Origin of the sequence: Enterobacter sp. KBR-315C3_2022 (genome assembly GCF_041399425.1) — a bacterium.
Lineage (GTDB): Bacteria > Pseudomonadota > Gammaproteobacteria > Enterobacterales > Enterobacteriaceae > Enterobacter.
Genome location: NZ_JBGKEB010000005.1, coordinates 166,171 through 184,793 on the forward strand (window position 1 = coordinate 166,171; position 18,623 = coordinate 184,793).

Genomic DNA, 18,623 nt, shown 5'->3' on the forward strand with positions numbered 1-18,623 from the left:
TCTCGGGCATCTGGCTGATTGAGGGAATAATCGTCGGCCATAAAATATTCAAAACCACATATATACTGTGTGTTTAGTACAATCCATCGGCAGCTTGAAAAGAAGGTTCACATGTTAAACAACATTCGTATCGAAGAAGATTTGTTGGGTACCAGGGAAGTTCCAGCGGATGCCTACTATGGTGTTCACACTCTGAGAGCGATTGAAAACTTCTACATCAGCAACAGCAAAATCAGCGACATTCCTGAGTTTGTGCGCGGTATGGTCATGGTGAAAAAAGCCGCGGCGCTGGCAAACAAAGAACTGCAAACCATTCCCAAAAGCGCTGCAAATGCGATTATCGCCGCATGTGATGAAGTGCTGAACAACGGCAAATGCATGGATCAGTTCCCGGTTGACGTCTACCAGGGCGGCGCAGGAACTTCCGTTAACATGAACACCAACGAAGTGCTGGCAAACATCGGCCTCGAGCTGATGGGTCATCAGAAAGGTGAATACCAGTACCTGAACCCGAACGACCACGTGAATAAGTGCCAGTCCACCAACGACGCCTACCCAACCGGCTTCCGCATCGCGGTATATGCTTCCGTGGTGAAGCTGGTCGACGCGATTAACCAGCTGGGCGATGGTTTCCAGCGTAAAGCCGTTGAGTTCCAGGACATCCTTAAGATGGGCCGCACTCAGCTGCAGGACGCCGTTCCGATGACTCTCGGTCAGGAATTCCACGCGTTTAACGTCCTGCTGAACGAAGAGACCAAAAACCTGCTGCGCACCTCCGAGCTGCTGCTGGAAGTGAACCTCGGCGCTACCGCCATCGGTACTCGCCTTAACACGCCGGACGGGTATCAGCAGCTGGCGGTACAGAAGCTGGCTGAAGTGTCTAACCTCCCGGTCGTTCCAGCAGAAGACCTGATTGAAGCAACGTCCGACTGCGGCGCGTACGTCATGGTACACAGCGCCCTGAAGCGTCTGGCCGTTAAGCTGTCCAAAATCTGTAACGACCTGCGCCTGCTCTCCTCCGGCCCGCGCGCTGGCCTGAACGAAATCAACCTGCCAGAGCTGCAGGCCGGTTCGTCCATCATGCCGGCAAAGGTCAACCCGGTTGTGCCGGAAGTGGTAAACCAGGTTTGCTTTAAGGTTATCGGCAACGATACGACCGTTACCATGGCGTCCGAAGCCGGTCAGCTGCAGCTGAACGTAATGGAGCCGGTCATTGGCCAGGCGATGTTCGAATCTATTCACATCCTGACCAACGCCTGCTACAACCTGCTGGAAAAATGCATCAACGGCATCACCGCGAATAAAGAAGTGTGTGAAGGCTATGTGTACAACTCCATCGGCATCGTAACTTACCTTAACCCGTTCATTGGCCACCACAACGGCGACATCGTTGGGAAGATTTGTGCCGAAACCGGTAAGAGCGTGCGTGAAGTTGTGCTGGAGCGCGGTCTGTTGACCGAAGCGGAGCTGGACGATATCTTCTCTGCTCAGAACCTGATGCATCCGGCGTATAAAGCGAAGCGTTATACTGATGAAAGCGAACAGTAACCGTTCCGGTTAGTAATCCGAAAGGCACGTCACTCAGTGACGTGCCTTTTTTCTTTTCAGGCTTTACCAATTACACAACAATTTAATATCAACTTGTTAATAAGCAAGGAAGGTCGTTATGTTTGGAGCAGAACTCGTCGTCGTGCTGTTGGCGATTTACTTAGGCGCACGGCTTGGGGGGATCGGCATTGGCTTTGCCGGTGGCCTCGGCGTGCTTGTACTCACCCTACTCTTTCAAATCAAACCCGGCGCCATCCCGTTTGACGTCATCGAAATTATCATGGCGGTTATTGCCGCTATCGCGGCCATGCAGGTGGCCGGGGGAATGGACTACCTGGTCAGCCTGGCAGAGCGCATGCTGCGTCGCCATCCTAAGTACATCACCTTCCTTGCTCCGCTGGTCACCTGGTTTATGACCATCCTGGCGGGAACGGGCCACACGGCGTTCTCGACGCTGCCGGTCATCACTGAAGTGGCAAAAGAGCAGGGCATTCGTCCGTCTCGCCCGCTATCCATTGCCGTTGTGGCGTCTCAGATTGCCATCACCGCATCACCGATTTCTGCCGCCGTGGTTTTCTTTGCAGGCATTCTTGAGCCGATGGGGGTGAGCTATCTAACGCTGCTGGCGATTTGCATCCCGGTAACGCTGATTGCCGTGATGATCACCGCCGTGCTGTGTAACTTCCTCGGCGCGGAACTGAAAGATGATCCGGTTTACCAGGAGCGTTTGGCTAAGGGCGAAGTTAGCCTGCGCGGTAGCCAGGTCTTTAAGCTTAAGCCGCACGCAAAGCGTTCCGTGCTGCTGTTCCTGATCGGCATCGTGGCCGTCATGTTCTACGCCACCGCCATCAGCGACACCGTGGGTTTGATCCAGAATCCGGTGCTGCCGCGTAACGAAGCGATCGTGGTCTTCATGCTGACCATCGCCACGCTGATTAGCATCACCTGTAAAATCGATACCAGCGAAGTGCTGAATGCCAGCACCTTTAAGTCCGGGATGAGCGCCTGCGTCTGCGTGCTGGGCGTGGCCTGGCTCGGTGATACCTTCGTAAAAGCGCACATCAGCGACATCCAGACCGTCGCGGGTGACCTGCTGCACAACTACCCGTGGCTGCTGGCCGTGGTGTTATTCTTTGCCGCTACCCTGCTTTACTCTCAGGCGGCCACTACCAAAGCGCTGATGCCTGCGGCCCTGATGCTGGGCGTGACGCCGTTAACGGCAATTGCCTCTTTTGCCGCGGTCTCCGCGCTGTTTGTCCTGCCAACCTACCCAACCCTGCTGGCGGCGGTAGAAATGGATGACACCGGCTCTACCCGTATCGGTAAGTATGTATTTAACCACGCCTTCCTGATCCCGGGTGTCGTCGCCATTAGCCTGTGCGTTATCCTCGGGTTTATCATCGGCGGCGTTATGCTGTAAAGATTTTGCCGCTGTAAAAATAGTTAAAATCGGGTCGTGCTGCGGCCCGTTTCTTTAATGACCAATCGGCTTGCGTGATATAGTGAAGACTTTCGTGATGAGGAGGTCGACTTGTGAACACGCCTGACGCTGTTGTTGTGCTTTGTACCGCCCCTGATGAAGCTTCTGCCCAGGATCTCGCCGCCAAAGTGCTGGCCGAAAAACTGGCGGCCTGCGTGACGATCCTGCCCGGTGCAACCTCTCTCTACTATTGGGAAGGCAAGCTGGAACAGGAATACGAAGTCCAGATGTTGCTTAAAACCAACCAGGCGAACCAGCAGGCGCTCCTTGACTGCCTCAAATCTCATCATCCTTACCAAACCCCGGAACTGCTGGTATTGCCAGTGGCCCACGGCGACAACGATTATCTCTCATGGCTCAACGTTTCCTTGCGCTGATACTGCTGCTGTGCAGCACGTCGGCTTTTGCCGGGCTGTTTGATGCACCCGGCCGTTCGAACTTTATTCCCGCCGACCAGGCATTTGTGTTCGACTTTCAGCAAAATCAGCACGATCTCAATCTCACCTGGCAGGTGAAAGAGGGTTATTACCTTTACCGTAAGCAGGTCAGTATTACCCCAACGCAGGCCCATGTAGGTCCGCTACAGCTGCCTACCGGAGAATGGCACGAAGATGAGTTTTACGGTAAAAGCGAAATCTATCGTCAAAGCCTGAGCGTGCCCGTGACGGTCAACCAGGCCGATAAAGGCGCGACGCTGACCGTTACCTATCAAGGCTGTGCGGACGCGGGTTTCTGCTATCCTCCTGAGACCAGGGTCGTGCCGCTCAGCGAAGTGAAACCATCAGCCGTACCTGCTATCGCGCCTCTCCCGGCTGACACAAAGAGTGAGGAGCGAACGAACCTTCCGTTCACCGCACTCTGGGCTTTACTCATCGGCATAGGCATTGCCTTTACCCCCTGCGTGCTGCCCATGTATCCGCTCATTTCAGGTATTGTGCTGGGCGGTAAACAGCGTCTTTCCACCGCACGAGCGCTTTTGCTGGCCTTTGTGTACGTGCAGGGAATGGCGCTGACCTATACCGCGTTGGGTCTGGTGGTCGCGGCAGCCGGGCTACAGTTCCAGGCCGCGCTCCAGCATCCTTATGTGCTCATCGGCCTTTCAGCGGTGTTTATCCTGCTGGCGCTGTCGATGTTTGGCCTGTTCACCCTGCAACTGCCCTCTTCGTTGCAAACCCGCCTGACGCTGATGAGCAATCGCCAGCAGGGAGGTTCTGCGGGCGGCGTATTCGCGATGGGTGCCATTGCCGGGCTGATCTGCTCGCCATGCACCACCGCGCCGCTGAGCGCCATTCTGCTCTACATCGCCCAAAGCGGTAATATGTGGCTCGGCGGCGGGACGCTCTATCTTTACGCGCTGGGAATGGGGCTGCCGCTCATCCTGGTGACGGTGTTTGGCAACCGCCTGCTGCCGAAAAGCGGCCCGTGGATGGAGACGGTGAAAACCGCCTTTGGTTTTGTCATTCTGGCGCTACCGGTGTTTCTGCTGGAACGTATTATTGGCGATGTCTGGGGCATGCGCCTGTGGGCCATGCTCGGCGTTGCGTTCTTCGCATGGGCATTTATCGTCAGCCTTGGGGCGAAAAAGCCGTGGATGCGTCTGGTGCAAATTCTCCTTCTTGCCGCTGCGCTGGTAAGCGTGCGTCCGCTGCAGGACTGGGCGTTTGGCACATCGGTCCAGCAAACGCAGGCGCATCTTAACTTTACGCAGATTAAGAACGTAGACGATCTTAACGTCGCGCTGGCGCAGGCAAAAGGTAAGCCTGTTATGCTCGATCTCTATGCCGACTGGTGCGTCGCCTGCAAAGAGTTTGAAAAATACACCTTTAGCGCGCCGGAGGTGCAAAGCGAGCTGAAAGATACGGTTCTGCTTCAGGCGAACGTAACGGCGAATGATGCGCAGGATAAGGCTCTTTTAAAGCAGCTTAATGTGCTCGGCCTGCCGACGATCCTGTTTTATGACGAGCAGGGCGTGGAGCGGCCGGCGCAGCGCGTAACCGGATTTATGGATGCATCGGCCTTCAGCGCGCATTTGCGCAATCGCCAACCGTAAACAACACTTTAAACGGGATAACCGTTGGGAATAGCGGAGGAGAACACCGTGCAACGCGAAGACGTACTGGGACAAGCCCTGCAACTGCTTGAGATTCAAGGGATCGCCAGCACCACGCTTGAGATGGTCGCCGACCGTATTGATTATCCTCTTGATGAACTTACTCGCTTCTGGCCCGACAAAGAGGCGCTGCTTTATGATGCCCTGCGCTATCTTAGCCAGCAGGTGGACGTCTGGCGCAGGCAGCTCATGCTGAATGAAGAATTAACTGCTGAGCAAAAGCTTCTGGCGCGATACAGCGCGCTGAGCGAATGCGTAAGTAACAATCGCTATCCGGGCTGCCTGTTTATCGCCGCCTGCACGTTCTATCCCGATCCAGGACACCCTGTACATCAGTTGGCCGACCAGCAAAAGCGCGCCGCGTATGATTTTACGCACGGGCTGCTCACCACGCTTGAAGTTGATGACCCCGCGATGGTCGCGAAACAGATGGAACTGGTGCTGGAAGGCTGCCTGAGCCGCATGCTGGTTAACCGTAGCCACACCGACGTCGATACGGCGCATCGCCTCGCAGAGGATATTCTGCGCTTTGCGCAGTGCCGCATGGGCGGTGCTTTAACGTAACTGGCTGGGAACGGTGAATTGGGGAAGATTTGTTTGATTTCGCGACAAAAACCGACAGATTGCCGTAAACTTAAGCAGTTGAACGGCTTTTCCCGAAATTTTGTTGACGCTCGAGCGTGATTGCGGTTTAATGCGCTCCGTTGCCCGGATAGCTCAGTCGGTAGAGCAGGGGATTGAAAATCCCCGTGTCCTTGGTTCGATTCCGAGTCCGGGCACCAAATTCATATCAACGGACCTCCACGGAGGTCCGTTTTTGCATTCTGAGCCCGCAAAAATCAACACTTCAACAATCCCTTAACTCCACCCAACTCAATCAACTTCAACACGCATCAAGTGCCTTGCGAGGGTACAACTGAGGGTATAGTCTGATTCGATAAAATTTATACCCCTTTTTACTATCAGGAGATACCGCTAATGGCGCTCACTGACGCTAAAATCCGTGCAGCTAAACCGGATGAAAAACCTTATAAACTTGCCGATAGCGGTAACATGTTTTTGCTTGTTCATCCTAATGGCTCGAAGTACTGGCGGCTGCGCTATCGTCATCTCGGTAAAGAAAAAACGCTGGCGCTTGGTCAGTATCCCGAAGTCTCACTGTCTGAAGCACGTGACAAACGCGATGAAGCCAGAAAACTCATCTCTGAAGGCATTGACCCCTGCGAGCAACGGAGAGCGAAGAAAGCAGCACCGGATGCCGTAAATACTTTTGAGCTCATTGCCCGTCAATGGCATAAGAGCAATAAAAAATGGTCCGAAGCTCACAGCGACAAGATTCTCAAAAGCCTTGAGGGGCATGTCTTTCCCTATATCGGCTCACGTGATATTACCACCCTCAGGACTCCCGATTTACTTGTCCCCGTTAAAGCAGCCGAAGCAAAAGAGATTTATGAGATTGCAGCCCGCCTTCAGCAACGTATCACTGCAATCATGCGCTATGCCGCCCAGTCAGGCATTATCACCTACAACCCTGCCGTGGATATGGCTGGCGCTTTAACAACGGTGAAACGCCAGCATCGCCCTGCCCTCGCCTTAAATCGCATTTCAGAACTACTTGAGCGACTGGATAGTTACAGGGGACAACCCCTCACCCGACTGGCAACTAAACTTACCCTGCTTATCTTCATACGTTCCAGCGAGCTTCGCTTTGCCAGGTGGTCTGAGATCGACTTCAGGAAAGCCATGTGGACCATTCCTCCAGAGCGGAAACCTATTGAAGGAGTCAAGTACTCACACCGTGGATCCAAAATGCGTACAGAGCATCTGGTACCGCTCTCCAGTCAGGCGCTGGATATACTGAACCAGATCCACACCATCAGCGGTGAACACGAACTGATTTTCACCGGCGATCACAATCCATGGAAACCCATGAGTGAAAATACCGTGAATAACGCACTGCGACTGATGGGCTACGATACAAAGGTCGATGTCTGTGGTCACGGATTCCGGGCAATGGCCTGTAGTTCGTTGATTGAGTCAGGGTTATGGTCCAGGGATGCTGTTGAACGCCAGATGAGCCATCAGGAACGTAATGGCGTACGCGCGGCTTATATCCATAAAGCGGAATTTCTGGGTGAGCGGAGGCTGATGCTGCAGTGGTGGGGGGATTTTCTGGATGCAAACCGTGAAAACCCAGTCTCACCTTTCGATTACGCCAGACAAAAATTATAATCCATTCTCCCGGCATAAATGCCGGGAGAATGTTTCCTTATTTTATTTTTTTCCCTGTATACCTTTCTCCACCGAGGGCTGGAGACTCACTAACTCCTGACCCTGTGCTGAAATATTTTACGCAGAGACAATGGATTACCTATACTACCCGGGTTGAAGACTGTCACAGCGATTAATGATAAAATAAGACACAAAATAACGGGATATCACTATGAGTTTTTTAACGGATGAAGAAATTAATGCACTGGCAATAAAACGAATGATTTTCCATATCGTTGGCGGAGAGCTGGAGATCCCCGTGCTGCTGAGTGAAATCTCACCACCTGAACACGTCGATTTTTTTCTGGAACGAATTAAATCTGCATTAAGCGGAAACATGTTCCGGTTTACTGAATTCTCCAATACCGAGCGTATTCTGCGCCTCATCAGAAACCATGCCGATACCGACACCGGTAGTTTCACCGAACAGTCCACCTTTCTGGCAAACGATTTTCAGTCTCACCACCACACAAAAAATGCCAGTATGGGGGTATTCTTTCTTTTTGAGCTTCACACCCTCAACGATGAAAAACTGTTTGCTCTCATAAAATATGATAATGAAGATGTGGTGCGTTACGTGTTGGATGCAGAGGGAAACGAGTTTCAGGTCCCCAAACTCGAACGTTTCCGCGAAAGCTTCGTCAAGAAAGCGGAAGCCATGCAGAAAATTGCTCTGGTCCGCCTGACGGCAGATGCTCAGGGTGGACAGGTTGTCGTACGGGATCGCAGCAAACGAACCAATATCTCCGTTTATTTTGAGCGTTTTCTGCAGGTACAGCGAGTCAACAGTACAGCCGACCTCAGCAACAAACTGGTTGGCGCGCTCAAGGATGTCTTCAAAAAGCACCGCGACCAGTTCCCGGATGACATAAGACGCAGCGGTGTTAACAAGATTTATGAAACGTTACATCACGGGGCTCAGGATTTTAATACCGATAAGCCCCTTTCCCTGCTGAACCAGATTTTTGGACCAATGGAAGAAGATCATCCACTGGTCAAATCCTTCACCCGAAAAATAAAAGACTTGGGCATTTCAGGTGAGTCTTTCCGGATCGCCCCTGAGAACATCCCTAAGCCACGGAAAAGAAAACTGGAAACACTGGAAGATGTTATCGTTATCTACGATGAGGATAATGCCCCGGATATCGAAACGATGGAAGACGGGCGAAAACGTATAGTAATTGTGACTGCTGGGCTGGTGACAGATGACATCGATACTGGAAAAAATCGGTAAGGCAATTAACTGCTCACGCCGCGCATCTGATCTGGTGATCACGGAAGATCAGCAAGTAACTACCCGGAAACTATTCATTTCCGGAAGCATGGATAATGACACTCTTCAGTTATGGGGAGAAGTGATAGATGCTGATGCTGAGAACCTTCGGATCACCTTTGTTGATGAAAGTCGGGATGATATCCACCCCGCGCAGGGTGTCCCCGGTCAGAAGCACTTTATCACCATAATCAGCGATGAAATCCCCGGGATCCTGCGACTCTTCACCCAGGAAGGGTGGCGCACATTTTTGTTGCAGGATCCCAGACTCCGTCAGTATCACCGTATCTGCGCCCTGTTTGTCAACGAATCGTTTGAAACACAACAGTGGAAGGTCGTGCCATGGAAACAGATGAATCCGGAGGAGAGTGAAACCAACGTCCCTGTCCGGACAGTATCCGTCACAAAAAGTATTATCAGGTGTTTTTCAACCGACTTTCTTCCTCCGGATACCATTGCCCCCTGGCTCCTGATATCCGGCGATAAAATGACCGACGAACCAATGAAGCTTTGGGCGTCGCTCGCCTGCCGCGAGTTGTTGAAGTGTTTCGTCAATGAACTTTTTTCCGCCGAAATAAAAAAAGTCGGATTGTCCGGAAAACCGCCACGGAAAATCCCTTTCGGGGAAGAACATGCGGCTCTGCCCGCCTTTGACGTCATTCAGGAAACGGCAAAATGGGTTTTTCTGGAAGGGAACGAAACTGAGCTTAAACATACCTTTCTATCCAGCGAACTGGCCAGAGAATGGCCTGAGGGTGTCACGTTTTGTGAAGGCATTGTGTGTCGACTCCCCCCGGCGCTGGAGTCAGCCCGACTACTCTACAAGGCTCATATCCGTACAGGGGGAAAAGACACCCTGAAATCGCTGGGCGATTTGCGAAAAAGCCTGACAGAGGATACCCAGAAAATTCTGCAGCAGTCGCGGGACCTGTCTTCCGCGTTGTGGAAAGATATGGCCTTGGTTATCAGCACGCTGGTTCTTCGCTACAGTCTGGAGGCTCTGAAGGCAAGTGGTCCGCAAAAAGTGTATGCCCTAGCATTTTGTGCACTGGCCCTGTATATCGCCATCTCATACGGGATGTCGGTCTATATCAACAGGCATTCCCTTTCACTGCAGGGAAAAAACAGAGCCACCTGGAGGAATAAGTTATATGGTTTTCTGGATGAACAGGATTATCAGGAGCTGGCGGGTCTTCCTGTTAATGCCGCAATGCAATCATATCGCCGGGTTGAGCGAATAACGTCGGTCATCATGATCATTCTGGTCACGCTATTACTCACGGCAGCAGTGAGTGAATTCTGGTCGCTCAGTATGCTCCTGCAGTCTGGCTACACCTGGATTATGGGTGCGCTACAGTTTCTGACTCCCCCGTGGGCCCTGTGCCGACCGAACGGGGTTCTTGTGTGTCCTTCAGGGCTGAAATGAACCAATCAGAGATCATACTCGGCCCAAAAACGGACAACACTCACGACAATCAGTCCTCATGTGGCTAAACAAAAGTCCTTTTTAACCGGGCTCTAATATCATCACCTCAGCAAACAGGAATGCCGGTATGGAAAATAAAATTCAGGACACAGAAATCTGGTCCGTGAATTATCAGGTCAGATCGATTCTGGGTAACGATGAGAGCAGATGGATCACAAAAATCACCGGCGATATTATTGCCAGTGACGATGACGGAGAAGAAAGACTTGCGGGGAGGGTAAAATATTACCGGATCCACGCTAATGATGCGATGGATAATGGCTATCGACCAGAAGATATCCTCGACCTCACCAGCAATACTGCCCATTTTCTGGGGACAATTTTCGATAACGGCGGATGTTATTTCAGACGAAAAATTCAGAACCTGTTTGATACTGAAATCTTCAACTCAGACCTGTTCCTGGTCGACCGTATAGAGTTATTGCCACCATTCAGGGGGAAAAACGTTTTTTTACAGGTTATTAACGACGGGATACGCTGTGTTGGCGGTCAGGCTGAGTTGATTGCCCTCAAGGCATTCCCGCTGCAATTTGAGGTCCCATCAGAAGATGAAGAGCATCTCCGATGGCAGGAAAAAATGGCATACGACCTTTTATGTCAGGATAAAAAAAGGCCTTACGCCAGCTGAGACGTTATTACCAGAAAATGGGTTTTATAAAAATATCGGATATAGGTGTGATGGTAAAACCTGTCGTACAACTCTGGTAACCCTCAAGCGCGAACGCCCGAGCCAGTTAAGTATGGCTTTCAGTGGCACAGGAGACAGCAAACTCCCCGGTATTCTGTCGATACAATTGCACAGGATATACCCGGTTCATCTGTCAATGGCCTGATCGCACAGTTCAGGGTGCAATGCTCGCTTTGCAGTGAAAATACAGAGAATTACAGAAGACCCTACAGATAAGCCGTCTTCGATGTGAGCAGCCGCTTAATGGCAACGTTGCTCTGCAGGCGGTTTTCTTTCGGGGCGCAATAACCATGTGAGCATGTAAAGGAGTATTGATTGGAAGCTTTTATTACCTGGATAAATAACCCGCTCGTACAAAGTACTATTAAATCTCCACTTGTCGGTGCCATATTAGGGCTGCTATTTGGTGGATTCAACACTCCTCCTTCTCCTGCGGCACCTGCCACAGTGCAGCAGACCGTTATCATTTTCAGGCAAACGGTCATGGTGAATCAACGCGGGGGCTCCTCCTCTTCTTCGGATGATATATGGGGTTATATTGCCGCTCTATTCATTGTCGTGGCTGTTGTCACCTGAGGATATAGCCGTTATGCCAGCGACATTCTGCACTATTGGCTGAGTGGGATGTTTTCCTGCACGGCGTTTATCCTGGCGGCCGGTTTGGCGTCTGCCATCCGGGGGCAGTATAACAGTGCGGAATGGGTCTGGTACATCTTCACGCCCCTGATTGTAGTGGGCGCTTCCGTCTATTTGTCCGAACTGGCGCAAGCGGGCATTATTGCTGGTGCCCGTGAGGCAGCTTTCCGCTACGGAATCTTTGATTACTATTTTGATGTACTGAAGGATGGGCACCGGATCTGGATACTATCCCAGCTCTTAGGGGTGGTGATGGGGATCGGCTCAACACTTGCTGCAGCGCTCCGGTCGCTACACTACCTCGCTCTGATGAACCAGCGGGCCAGCGGCGCACTGTCGCCGCTCTGGTTTTCCCTGGCGCGGTATACCCGGTTTTCCGCTCGTGCCAGCGGCGTTGTGCTACTGATCATACTGCTCTGCGCGGCCTACTTCATGCTCTCGGGCCAGGCGTATGAACTGTGGATGCGACGAGGCTAGCCAGTGCTTAGCGCCCCACGTACAGCGTGACGATCTGGGGTTGTGCATGCCTCAGTTCATGGCTGTTGATCTGGTGGGCCTGTGCGTACTGATGGTGCAGGCTGTGCATGTTGCTCAGGCTTGCCGCCTTTCGTCCATGAACTTTTGAGTGCAATGTGGTCGGCCCAGGCCAGCTGGAGCTTGATACACTCTTGGCTGCGTAGTCCAAAGGCGAACTTCAGGTGCAGGCTCATCTGCACATACGGATCGCGGATGGACTCCAGCCGCAGGAGCTCGTCCAGGAAATGTGTCTTGCTCTGATTGGTGTTGTGCCGACATTCGGGAATGCCGAGCTGGAGGTTTTTCAGAGGGCTGGTCGACCCCCCTTGCACCTGCCACTGGTTGCGCAGCGCATCGACGTGCTTTCCCTTGAGCGAGCAGGCCTGCATATGGTTGAACCCGGCATCATACACGTGGCAGGCCATCAGCGTAAGGGAGTGCTGCAGATCGGCCTGCGTGGCGCGAAGTTGCCGTCGCGATTTCCGTCACATCCAGTTTCTCCGGGGAGTTGATGTGCTTCGCGCAGGAAAGACAATATTTTCTGTGCTGACATATTAGGTCACGTTGCTGATCCGTCAGCCCATGGTGCTGCATCACATCAAGCCAGCGACTTGCAGCCCTGCGCCAGAGACCAGCAGCCTCCAGCTTTTGTGCGACCTAATCTTCCACTATCACGTCTTATCCCGGTTATCTGTTTGTTCCGCAATTATCTGATTATGCATTTTTTCTCCTGAGGAAGCTCAGCCCCAGATTCGTTGCCAGGTGCTTAATCGCCGGGATCGTCTTATGGGAAGCCTCTCTCGCACACCGGGAACACCGTCTTCAGGATATATTTTCCTTAATACGCGGTCCTCATCTGGCAGTCAGAACTAAGCCTCGTTCACTTTCCATTTTTTGGGACGGGGCAAAAATACGGACCTAGCAGCAACACCTTCATCTCGTCAATTTCTTTATGAATTATTCCCACAACGTTATATTTTTAAAGGTTGTCGTTGCTGGCAAAGCCTGAATATCAATTCTCCCGGCGAGTTCTTCCGAGCGAGGAGCCCAGAGATTTGCATGTAAACGCATTGCAAGATGCGGAACTGGTGTAGGATCCCAACTGGCGCGCTCGTGCACAACTCTCCCATCTACAGACCAGACGATCCGGTCTGGTCGCCAGTCAATGGTATAGCGATGAAAATCCAGAGAAGCATCGAAACCGAGTTCTACACGATATGGGGACCCTCTGTATCCATAACCAAAAGTTGCTCCTTCGTCGCCAGGATTGAAATAGACATTCACTAACATGCTCTCAGGAGCATCACCCGCTATTTCAATATCTATCTCCTGCCTTGGTGAATCACGATGCAGAAAGAAGCCGGTTACCAGACCAGAACCGCGAGCAGCTTTAATTTCTGCCTCAAACCGCCCGTATTCAAAAGATTGTTTTGATGCGAAGGCTCCCGCGCGGTACGGCCTGTTGCCGGTAGGTATTGCACTGATAGTTAGATGCGTACCGTCCTCATCGCAGACCAGGTTTTCTTTAGAAAACGAAGCCATATTGCCAGGAAAAGTTTCGACAAGCCCAATGAAGGATGGCGTTTCAGTCGCCATATCTGTATATAACAGACAATTGCCCACAGGATGCATCTCATTACCTGAGAGGTGTGCTGGTCGCCACCCATATTGAGGAGGCAGTACCCAGGGTGAAACATCCAGTAAAAAATATGTTTCAGGTGACTCAAATTGATCCTGATGAGATAAATCACAGAGCCGATTCCACCTGAATAATCGGGATCCACGCGGTGCACCAATAGGGTACCCCTGTGCAGGCCTCGGAAGATTGAGCAGGGTACAAAGCGGATCCCACATTTGAAAATCAGACTCAAGGTCCGATAAGAATACCGAGCGTAATGAAGGTAAAGACTTCAGTTCAAATTTAAACCTCTGTTCAGTCCCCGCCTCCACAATGAATTTTATTTCGGTCCTTGCAAGCACAGTATTAAAAGTTTCAGGAGTGAGCGGAACATCAAGAAGAACATCAAATACCGTAAAAAGATTCAGCAATTCCTGGGGCTGGATTTCCTCTTCATCAGCATCGAATACACAAACCCGCAGCCCCAGCATAGCCAGCGCCATCGCCAGCCCCTCTCGTGGACCACCAGCAGTCCAGGCCATCACTGAACATGAGTCAATTTGATCCGGAGCCATCAATCCCGTACCGGCATCAACAATCCCTGCGCGGGCCAGGTAAGGAAGTACGGAATAAGCGTTATCGGAAGCACCATCATGTCGTTGCAAAATAGCTGGCTTTGAGAGCGCAAGCGCGCCAAGTTCATTAAAGCGGTAGTTCATCCAGAGATCCACTGGACCAACCACGGGCATTGCCCGCAACAGAGCTGCCGCTCCATAGCGTGATAACACATAGCCAGAAAGAAACCACAGTCCTCTTACGGGCCTGAAGAGGTCACCACAGCAATTCATACGTTCAGCTGTTCCCCCTGCATCTTCATAAGACAGATACAGTAAATGCGGCCCGTGATCCTCTGAACACTCTCGTATAGCGGCCTGCCAGCCTCTTGTGATAGCCGCAACAGCCCCCAACCGAAACCATACATCGTCTTCAAGGACAAGAACATATTCCTTATCCCCGGCAGCAATAGCCTTCCATACTTCCACATGTGACCTTGCAACAGCAATCTCCTGCCTGGTCATTTTGATGGGTTCATCATTGCTGAAATGTGCCTCCAGCCTTGCATCCGGCTGGACATAAAGCTGATCACCAATACAGTAGACCGAATCAACATCAGCCGTTGCGGCACTCGCGCGACCATCCCTGGCATCCACGGCAGAAAACCGCTGAATGATAGAGGCTAGTGGAAAACCATCATAAGTCCGGAATCTTTTGAGCTCTCTGCTCAACCTCCGCCACCTGCCGGGTTGACGATCGAGATTAATAACAACAATTAAACCGATCATTTCGGGACCTGAACCGAAAACGGGGATCCTACGACCAGGAAAGATACTTATTATTACACGTGAGATTTTGAATAATACCTTGCGCAAAACACCTGAAGCATCCTGAAGGTTCATTAATTCTGTCCTTGATATGTGGGATCAGGCTGAGCCCATATTACGCCAGTTACGTTCATCATTACGGTAGGACAGATCCCAGCGCGTTTCTGCAATCTTTTCCCAATCACGTAACAATTCGAAATCGAATGACTTCCCTTCCCTTATCAAATTGTGAGCGTGTGCTGCCAGTGCAGCTGTGAAGTTCCCAGGCCCAGTTGTTGACTGAATTTCGGGAGAATGTACATTACTCAGTAGCGTTTCGGTCGCCCTAATAAGCGCACTCTGCAGAACCGGATGGCCTGCAGGGGCCACAATAGGGTCATTATTAATGTAAAAAATGCGCTCAATCGTCGGTAAATCACTTCTCCAGATATCCACAGCAGGTACCATTGAAGAGGACTGAATGTCGTAACATAAAGGTTGTACTTTGAGTGTCCCATCATGGAAAAGATACTTCCAGTTGTCGCCAATTAAAACATCGTCAGCATCAACGTATAATCCCCCCTCAGCAAGTAAAACGCACATACGCAAATAGTCGCAGCGCATTGCCGGATGATAGCAAAGGGAGAAGGCTTTACACTCTTTAGCGCCAAATCGTTCGGCAATATATGCCATTGCCGATTCATCGTTAAACATACTACATTCAAAACCATCATCAAGAAGCCGATCCCAGCTTCTGAGACAAACCATAACGTCTTCCGGTACATTGTGCTGGTCATGCCAGTAGCGAATCAGTTTCTTGGGAATAAGGGGCGATAACTCCTGATTATCAGTATGTAATGAAGCAGGATGTTCCAGTTGCTGCAGCGTAAGATCCCGGATGAATGAAGAGCGTAAGTCGTCATCCTCTTCAAAACCCGTTCGATATGAATTCATACTCCCCCTATTAAATCAACTTTTGTGAACAGCATACATGAAGTCCTCTCCAGATTTTGCCGCTCAACGATGAAATGAACTGGCTCAAGGTAGCTCTTTATTTTTCATAAAAACAACTGGCTTTCCTTGTATGCCTGATAACGTGATGATTCAATTAAAAGATATACCTGACCTTCCACCACAAACCCATCCAGGTGATGCTCCTGAGCGTATACAGCCAGATCATTGATATTGTTTATAAAGCCTTTCCCATTGAAGTTGAGGGATGTATTGCACAAGACACCATAACCAGTCCGATTTTTAAATGCTGAAAGTAATTTATGAAGATTACTATTTGTTGCAGTTGTAACGGTCTGAATACGCGCAGTACCATTAACATGCGTGACTGCTGCAAGGGTTTCAGTCTTTGCTCTATGCGTAAAGAGCATATATGGGCTTTCGTTATTACAGCCGAACCACTTTTCAGCGTCCTCCAAAAGACAAACTGGAGCAATTGGGCGAAACTGTTCACGTTGTTTGATTTCGTTTAAACGAACCCTGGTACTTTCCTGAAAAGGAGCAGCAAGGATGGATCTGTTGCCCAGCGCGCGTGGACCTATTTCATATTTTCCATTCACCCAACCAAGGATGAGATCGTTAGCCAGCATATTAGCAATCTGATCATTGTCGACATTATAGACATCATATTTCTCTGAGCAGAATGTATTATCCGCTCTAAAATCTAATCCGCTGTAAACATCCCATTCAATCTTAGGATTACCTGTAAAATAGAACTGAGCATCAATCGCAGTGCCTATAGCAACACCGGAATCGTTAGCAACAGGAGGAACGAAAACTTCAGAAAAAAGGTTTGTCTCCCTCCATTTAGTATTCCAGTCACAGTTCAGGCCGCATCCGCCAGCAATAATAAGTGGTTGCCTTTTCTTTAAGTTGTCTTTTGCAAACTGATAAAAAACATTAAACAGTGCATCACTATATATCCCAGTAAAGTTACGAAATTCTTTATCGTCCAGACCAACATTATAGTGCGGAGCTTTTTCAATATTCGCATAGTCGCTAAGTTTTCTGGCAGGGCCATTCAACAGAAAGTCGATGAGTTCTTGTTCTTCCGGGGAGGCTATACTTCTCTTTGAAAAAGATGCCAACGCCATAAGTTTCCCGGCATCTGAGAAGCGAGGGTAGGCACTGTCTTTGGAAAAAACTGGATCGGCTAACCCATAAACAATACCATAGCGGTTACCAGGCTGATTTTGAACATCGCCAATGAGCGTTATATTCAGATCTGCATCTAATTCGTAGAATGCTCCGATTCCTCCTTCCCAAATCAAAGCATAACAGGATGTTCCTTTTGGTAAGTCTGACATGCCAAATGCACAAAGTATGTGTGCTCGCTCGTGAGAAGACGAATAATATTTAATTTTCTTCTTTAGGAATCGTCTTTCTGAAACCATGACATCTGTATCTGAGATGCCCCGATAACCAACATTAATTTTCGAACCATTTAAATATTCATCATGATCCCTGGGCCACCATCCCCCTGCGCAAATTACATCTGGTATATCGTCGATTTCACCAATAGCATCTAATACGTTCGAAATACCAAGTGGAGAATAGCGATGGTTAGAATCTTTTTCTGCTTCAATAGACATAACTAATCGTCCATTATCCAGAAATGCTACAGCACCATCATGCCCTGGATTATAAGAGAGAATTTTCATTAATTCATAACCTCTATATGTAATTAAAAGTTAGTCATCCATTCTTACTTGTATTAATTTATAAATTTTCAACGCACAACATCGCTGGCTTTACCGATACACTTAGATGCGTATTTTTTGTTATTCATCAACCTCCTTCACACTGGAATCGAAAATCGTTTTCCTGTTATGAAACTTCTTAATTTTCAGCCGACTGGCCTGAGTTTTAACTGCTGCCACAGTTCGGTGGGGTAATTTTTTGGCAACTTCTGAACCTGGATAAGGATAGTATTCTCGCAAAATTTCAATTTCTTCAGGTGACCAGTTCTGGGATTCTCTTATCCCCATTTTATTGGCCTGTACACCGATTGCTCCCTTAGTGCGTCCCGGAAGTAGGGCTTGTACACGCGTGATCCATGCACCAGAACCGTAATGGGCCCGCAATATTTCCAGTTCCTGCTCTGACCAGGGAACGTTGACGGTTTCAGGTCGCTTTGCCAGGCCCATTTTTCTGACCATATCAGCGACGCCCTTGGCACTTCGGCCCAGCGATGCCGCTATTCTCGCAATGGGCACACTGCCATGATGCGCCTCAAGATACCGCAGTTCCTCGTCGCCCCAGGAGGCGTTCGTCACGCCCATAAGGCTTGCCTGAATGCGAATTGCATATATTGTTCTCCCTGCCAGAAGCGAATGAACAAACATAATACCCTTGTAATAATTCACACGAATAAGCGCCAGTTCCTCTTCCGTCCACACCGGAGGCCGGGGAGTGGATAACCCTAATTTTCGCGCTACTCCTCTGACGGCTCCTGCGCTTCTCCCCAACGTATCACCAATGTCCTGAGCAGAAAATTTTCCATAATTATTTTCAATAAAACTCATCTCTTCTACCGTCCATGGGGACAAATGGTTTCGGCCTCGCCGCGTCTTCTCTGGCATCGGTTCTTATCCTTACTCCGGTGATAGCTCTGTAGCAGATTCT

At 50.2% G+C, this 18,623-nt stretch carries 17 protein-coding genes and 1 tRNA gene; 12 read left to right on the plus strand and 6 right to left on the minus strand.

The window, feature by feature from the left end:
- Positions 1 to 111 precede the first annotated feature (111 nt).
- From aspA to AB8804_RS07850, 12 genes are all read left to right on the plus strand, one after another.
- Positions 112 to 1,548: an aspartate ammonia-lyase gene (gene aspA, locus AB8804_RS07795; RefSeq protein WP_003855923.1), complete on the plus strand. Its 1,437-nt coding sequence runs from the start codon at positions 112 to 114 to the stop codon at positions 1,546 to 1,548.
- 118 nt (positions 1,549 to 1,666) lie between these two features.
- Positions 1,667 to 2,968 (plus strand): anaerobic C4-dicarboxylate transporter, encoded by a 1,302-nt coding sequence (locus AB8804_RS07800; RefSeq protein WP_371184886.1) that lies wholly within the window; start codon positions 1,667 to 1,669, stop codon positions 2,966 to 2,968.
- A gap of 113 nt (positions 2,969 to 3,081) precedes the next feature.
- Complete coding sequence (gene cutA / locus AB8804_RS07805; protein WP_371184888.1) at positions 3,082 to 3,405, plus strand: divalent cation tolerance protein CutA; 324 nt, start codon at positions 3,082 to 3,084, stop codon at positions 3,403 to 3,405.
- Positions 3,381 to 5,078 carry a protein-disulfide reductase DsbD gene (locus AB8804_RS07810; RefSeq protein ID WP_371184890.1) on the plus strand — a complete coding sequence of 566 codons (1,698 nt, stop codon included), beginning with the start codon at positions 3,381 to 3,383 and terminating at the stop codon, positions 5,076 to 5,078. Before cutA ends, AB8804_RS07810 begins: the two co-directional genes overlap by 25 nt.
- Before the next feature lie 48 nt (positions 5,079 to 5,126).
- Positions 5,127 to 5,702, plus strand: coding sequence for a transcriptional regulator (locus AB8804_RS07815; protein ID WP_371184892.1), 576 nt, complete (start codon positions 5,127 to 5,129; stop codon positions 5,700 to 5,702).
- Between the two features lie 142 nt (positions 5,703 to 5,844).
- A tRNA-Phe gene (locus AB8804_RS07820) sits at positions 5,845 to 5,920 on the plus strand.
- Positions 5,921 to 6,116: 196 nt separating this feature from the next.
- Positions 6,117 to 7,370 (plus strand): tyrosine-type recombinase/integrase, encoded by a 1,254-nt coding sequence (locus AB8804_RS07825; protein WP_371184894.1) that lies wholly within the window; start codon positions 6,117 to 6,119, stop codon positions 7,368 to 7,370.
- Between the two features lie 211 nt (positions 7,371 to 7,581).
- A complete protein-coding gene (locus tag AB8804_RS07830; RefSeq protein WP_371184895.1) occupies positions 7,582 to 8,643 on the plus strand; it encodes a nucleoid-associated protein in 1,062 nt (353 codons plus the stop codon).
- Entirely contained in the window at positions 8,615 to 10,108 is a 1,494-nt protein-coding gene (locus tag AB8804_RS07835) for a hypothetical protein (protein ID WP_371184896.1), read from the plus strand. Before AB8804_RS07830 ends, AB8804_RS07835 begins: the two co-directional genes overlap by 29 nt.
- A 127-nt stretch (positions 10,109 to 10,235) precedes the next feature.
- Positions 10,236 to 10,796, plus strand: a complete 561-nt coding sequence (locus tag AB8804_RS07840) for a hypothetical protein (protein WP_371184897.1) — start codon at positions 10,236 to 10,238, stop codon at positions 10,794 to 10,796.
- Between the two features lie 375 nt (positions 10,797 to 11,171).
- Positions 11,172 to 11,432, plus strand: a complete 261-nt coding sequence (locus AB8804_RS07845; RefSeq protein ID WP_371184898.1) for a hypothetical protein — start codon at positions 11,172 to 11,174, stop codon at positions 11,430 to 11,432.
- An 84-nt stretch (positions 11,433 to 11,516) separates the two neighbouring features.
- Positions 11,517 to 11,969: a hypothetical protein gene (locus tag AB8804_RS07850; protein WP_371184899.1), complete on the plus strand. Its 453-nt coding sequence runs from the start codon at positions 11,517 to 11,519 to the stop codon at positions 11,967 to 11,969.
- Between the two features lie 56 nt (positions 11,970 to 12,025).
- On the opposite strand, the gene AB8804_RS07855 is transcribed toward AB8804_RS07850, so the two are convergent.
- The 6 genes from AB8804_RS07855 to AB8804_RS07880 form a co-directional block, all read right to left on the minus strand.
- Positions 12,026 to 12,421, minus strand: coding sequence for a hypothetical protein (locus tag AB8804_RS07855; protein WP_371184900.1), 396 nt, complete (start codon positions 12,419 to 12,421; stop codon positions 12,026 to 12,028).
- Complete coding sequence (locus tag AB8804_RS07860; protein ID WP_371184901.1) at positions 12,414 to 12,605, minus strand: hypothetical protein; 192 nt, start codon at positions 12,603 to 12,605, stop codon at positions 12,414 to 12,416. The genes AB8804_RS07855 and AB8804_RS07860 overlap by 8 nt, the downstream gene beginning before the upstream one ends.
- Positions 12,606 to 12,965: 360 nt before the next feature.
- Entirely contained in the window at positions 12,966 to 15,083 is a 2,118-nt protein-coding gene (locus AB8804_RS07865) for a family 16 glycosylhydrolase (RefSeq protein ID WP_371184902.1), read from the minus strand.
- 24 nt (positions 15,084 to 15,107) lie between these two features.
- Complete coding sequence (locus AB8804_RS07870) at positions 15,108 to 15,941, minus strand: glycosyltransferase (RefSeq protein ID WP_371184903.1); 834 nt, start codon at positions 15,939 to 15,941, stop codon at positions 15,108 to 15,110.
- A gap of 104 nt (positions 15,942 to 16,045) precedes the next feature.
- On the minus strand, positions 16,046 to 17,659 hold the full coding sequence (locus AB8804_RS07875; RefSeq protein WP_371184904.1) for a carbamoyltransferase C-terminal domain-containing protein: 1,614 nt from the start codon (positions 17,657 to 17,659) through the stop codon (positions 16,046 to 16,048).
- A gap of 120 nt (positions 17,660 to 17,779) precedes the next feature.
- On the minus strand, positions 17,780 to 18,523 hold the full coding sequence (locus AB8804_RS07880) for an SANT/Myb-like DNA-binding domain-containing protein (RefSeq protein ID WP_371184905.1): 744 nt from the start codon (positions 18,521 to 18,523) through the stop codon (positions 17,780 to 17,782).
- Positions 18,524 to 18,623 lie beyond the last annotated feature (100 nt).

Bases quoted from the DNA above. Each gene is read 5' to 3' on its own strand.
- aspA (WP_003855923.1), top strand. From the start codon at position 112: ATGTTAAACAACATTCGTATCGAAGAAGATTTGTTGGGTACCAGGGAA.
- AB8804_RS07800 (WP_371184886.1), top strand. From the start codon at position 1,667: ATGTTTGGAGCAGAACTCGTCGTCGTGCTGTTGGCGATTTACTTAGGC.
- AB8804_RS07810 (WP_371184890.1), top strand. From the start codon at position 3,381: ATGGCTCAACGTTTCCTTGCGCTGATACTGCTGCTGTGCAGCACGTCG.
- AB8804_RS07825 (WP_371184894.1), top strand. From the start codon at position 6,117: ATGGCGCTCACTGACGCTAAAATCCGTGCAGCTAAACCGGATGAAAAA.
- AB8804_RS07830 (WP_371184895.1), top strand. From the start codon at position 7,582: ATGAGTTTTTTAACGGATGAAGAAATTAATGCACTGGCAATAAAACGA.
- AB8804_RS07835 (WP_371184896.1), top strand. From the start codon at position 8,615: ATGACATCGATACTGGAAAAAATCGGTAAGGCAATTAACTGCTCACGC.
- AB8804_RS07840 (WP_371184897.1), top strand. From the start codon at position 10,236: ATGGAAAATAAAATTCAGGACACAGAAATCTGGTCCGTGAATTATCAG.
- AB8804_RS07865 (WP_371184902.1), bottom strand. From the start codon at position 15,083: ATGAACCTTCAGGATGCTTCAGGTGTTTTGCGCAAGGTATTATTCAAA.
- AB8804_RS07870 (WP_371184903.1), bottom strand. From the start codon at position 15,941: ATGAATTCATATCGAACGGGTTTTGAAGAGGATGACGACTTACGCTCT.
- AB8804_RS07875 (WP_371184904.1), bottom strand. From the start codon at position 17,659: ATGAAAATTCTCTCTTATAATCCAGGGCATGATGGTGCTGTAGCATTT.
- AB8804_RS07880 (WP_371184905.1), bottom strand. From the start codon at position 18,523: ATGAGTTTTATTGAAAATAATTATGGAAAATTTTCTGCTCAGGACATT.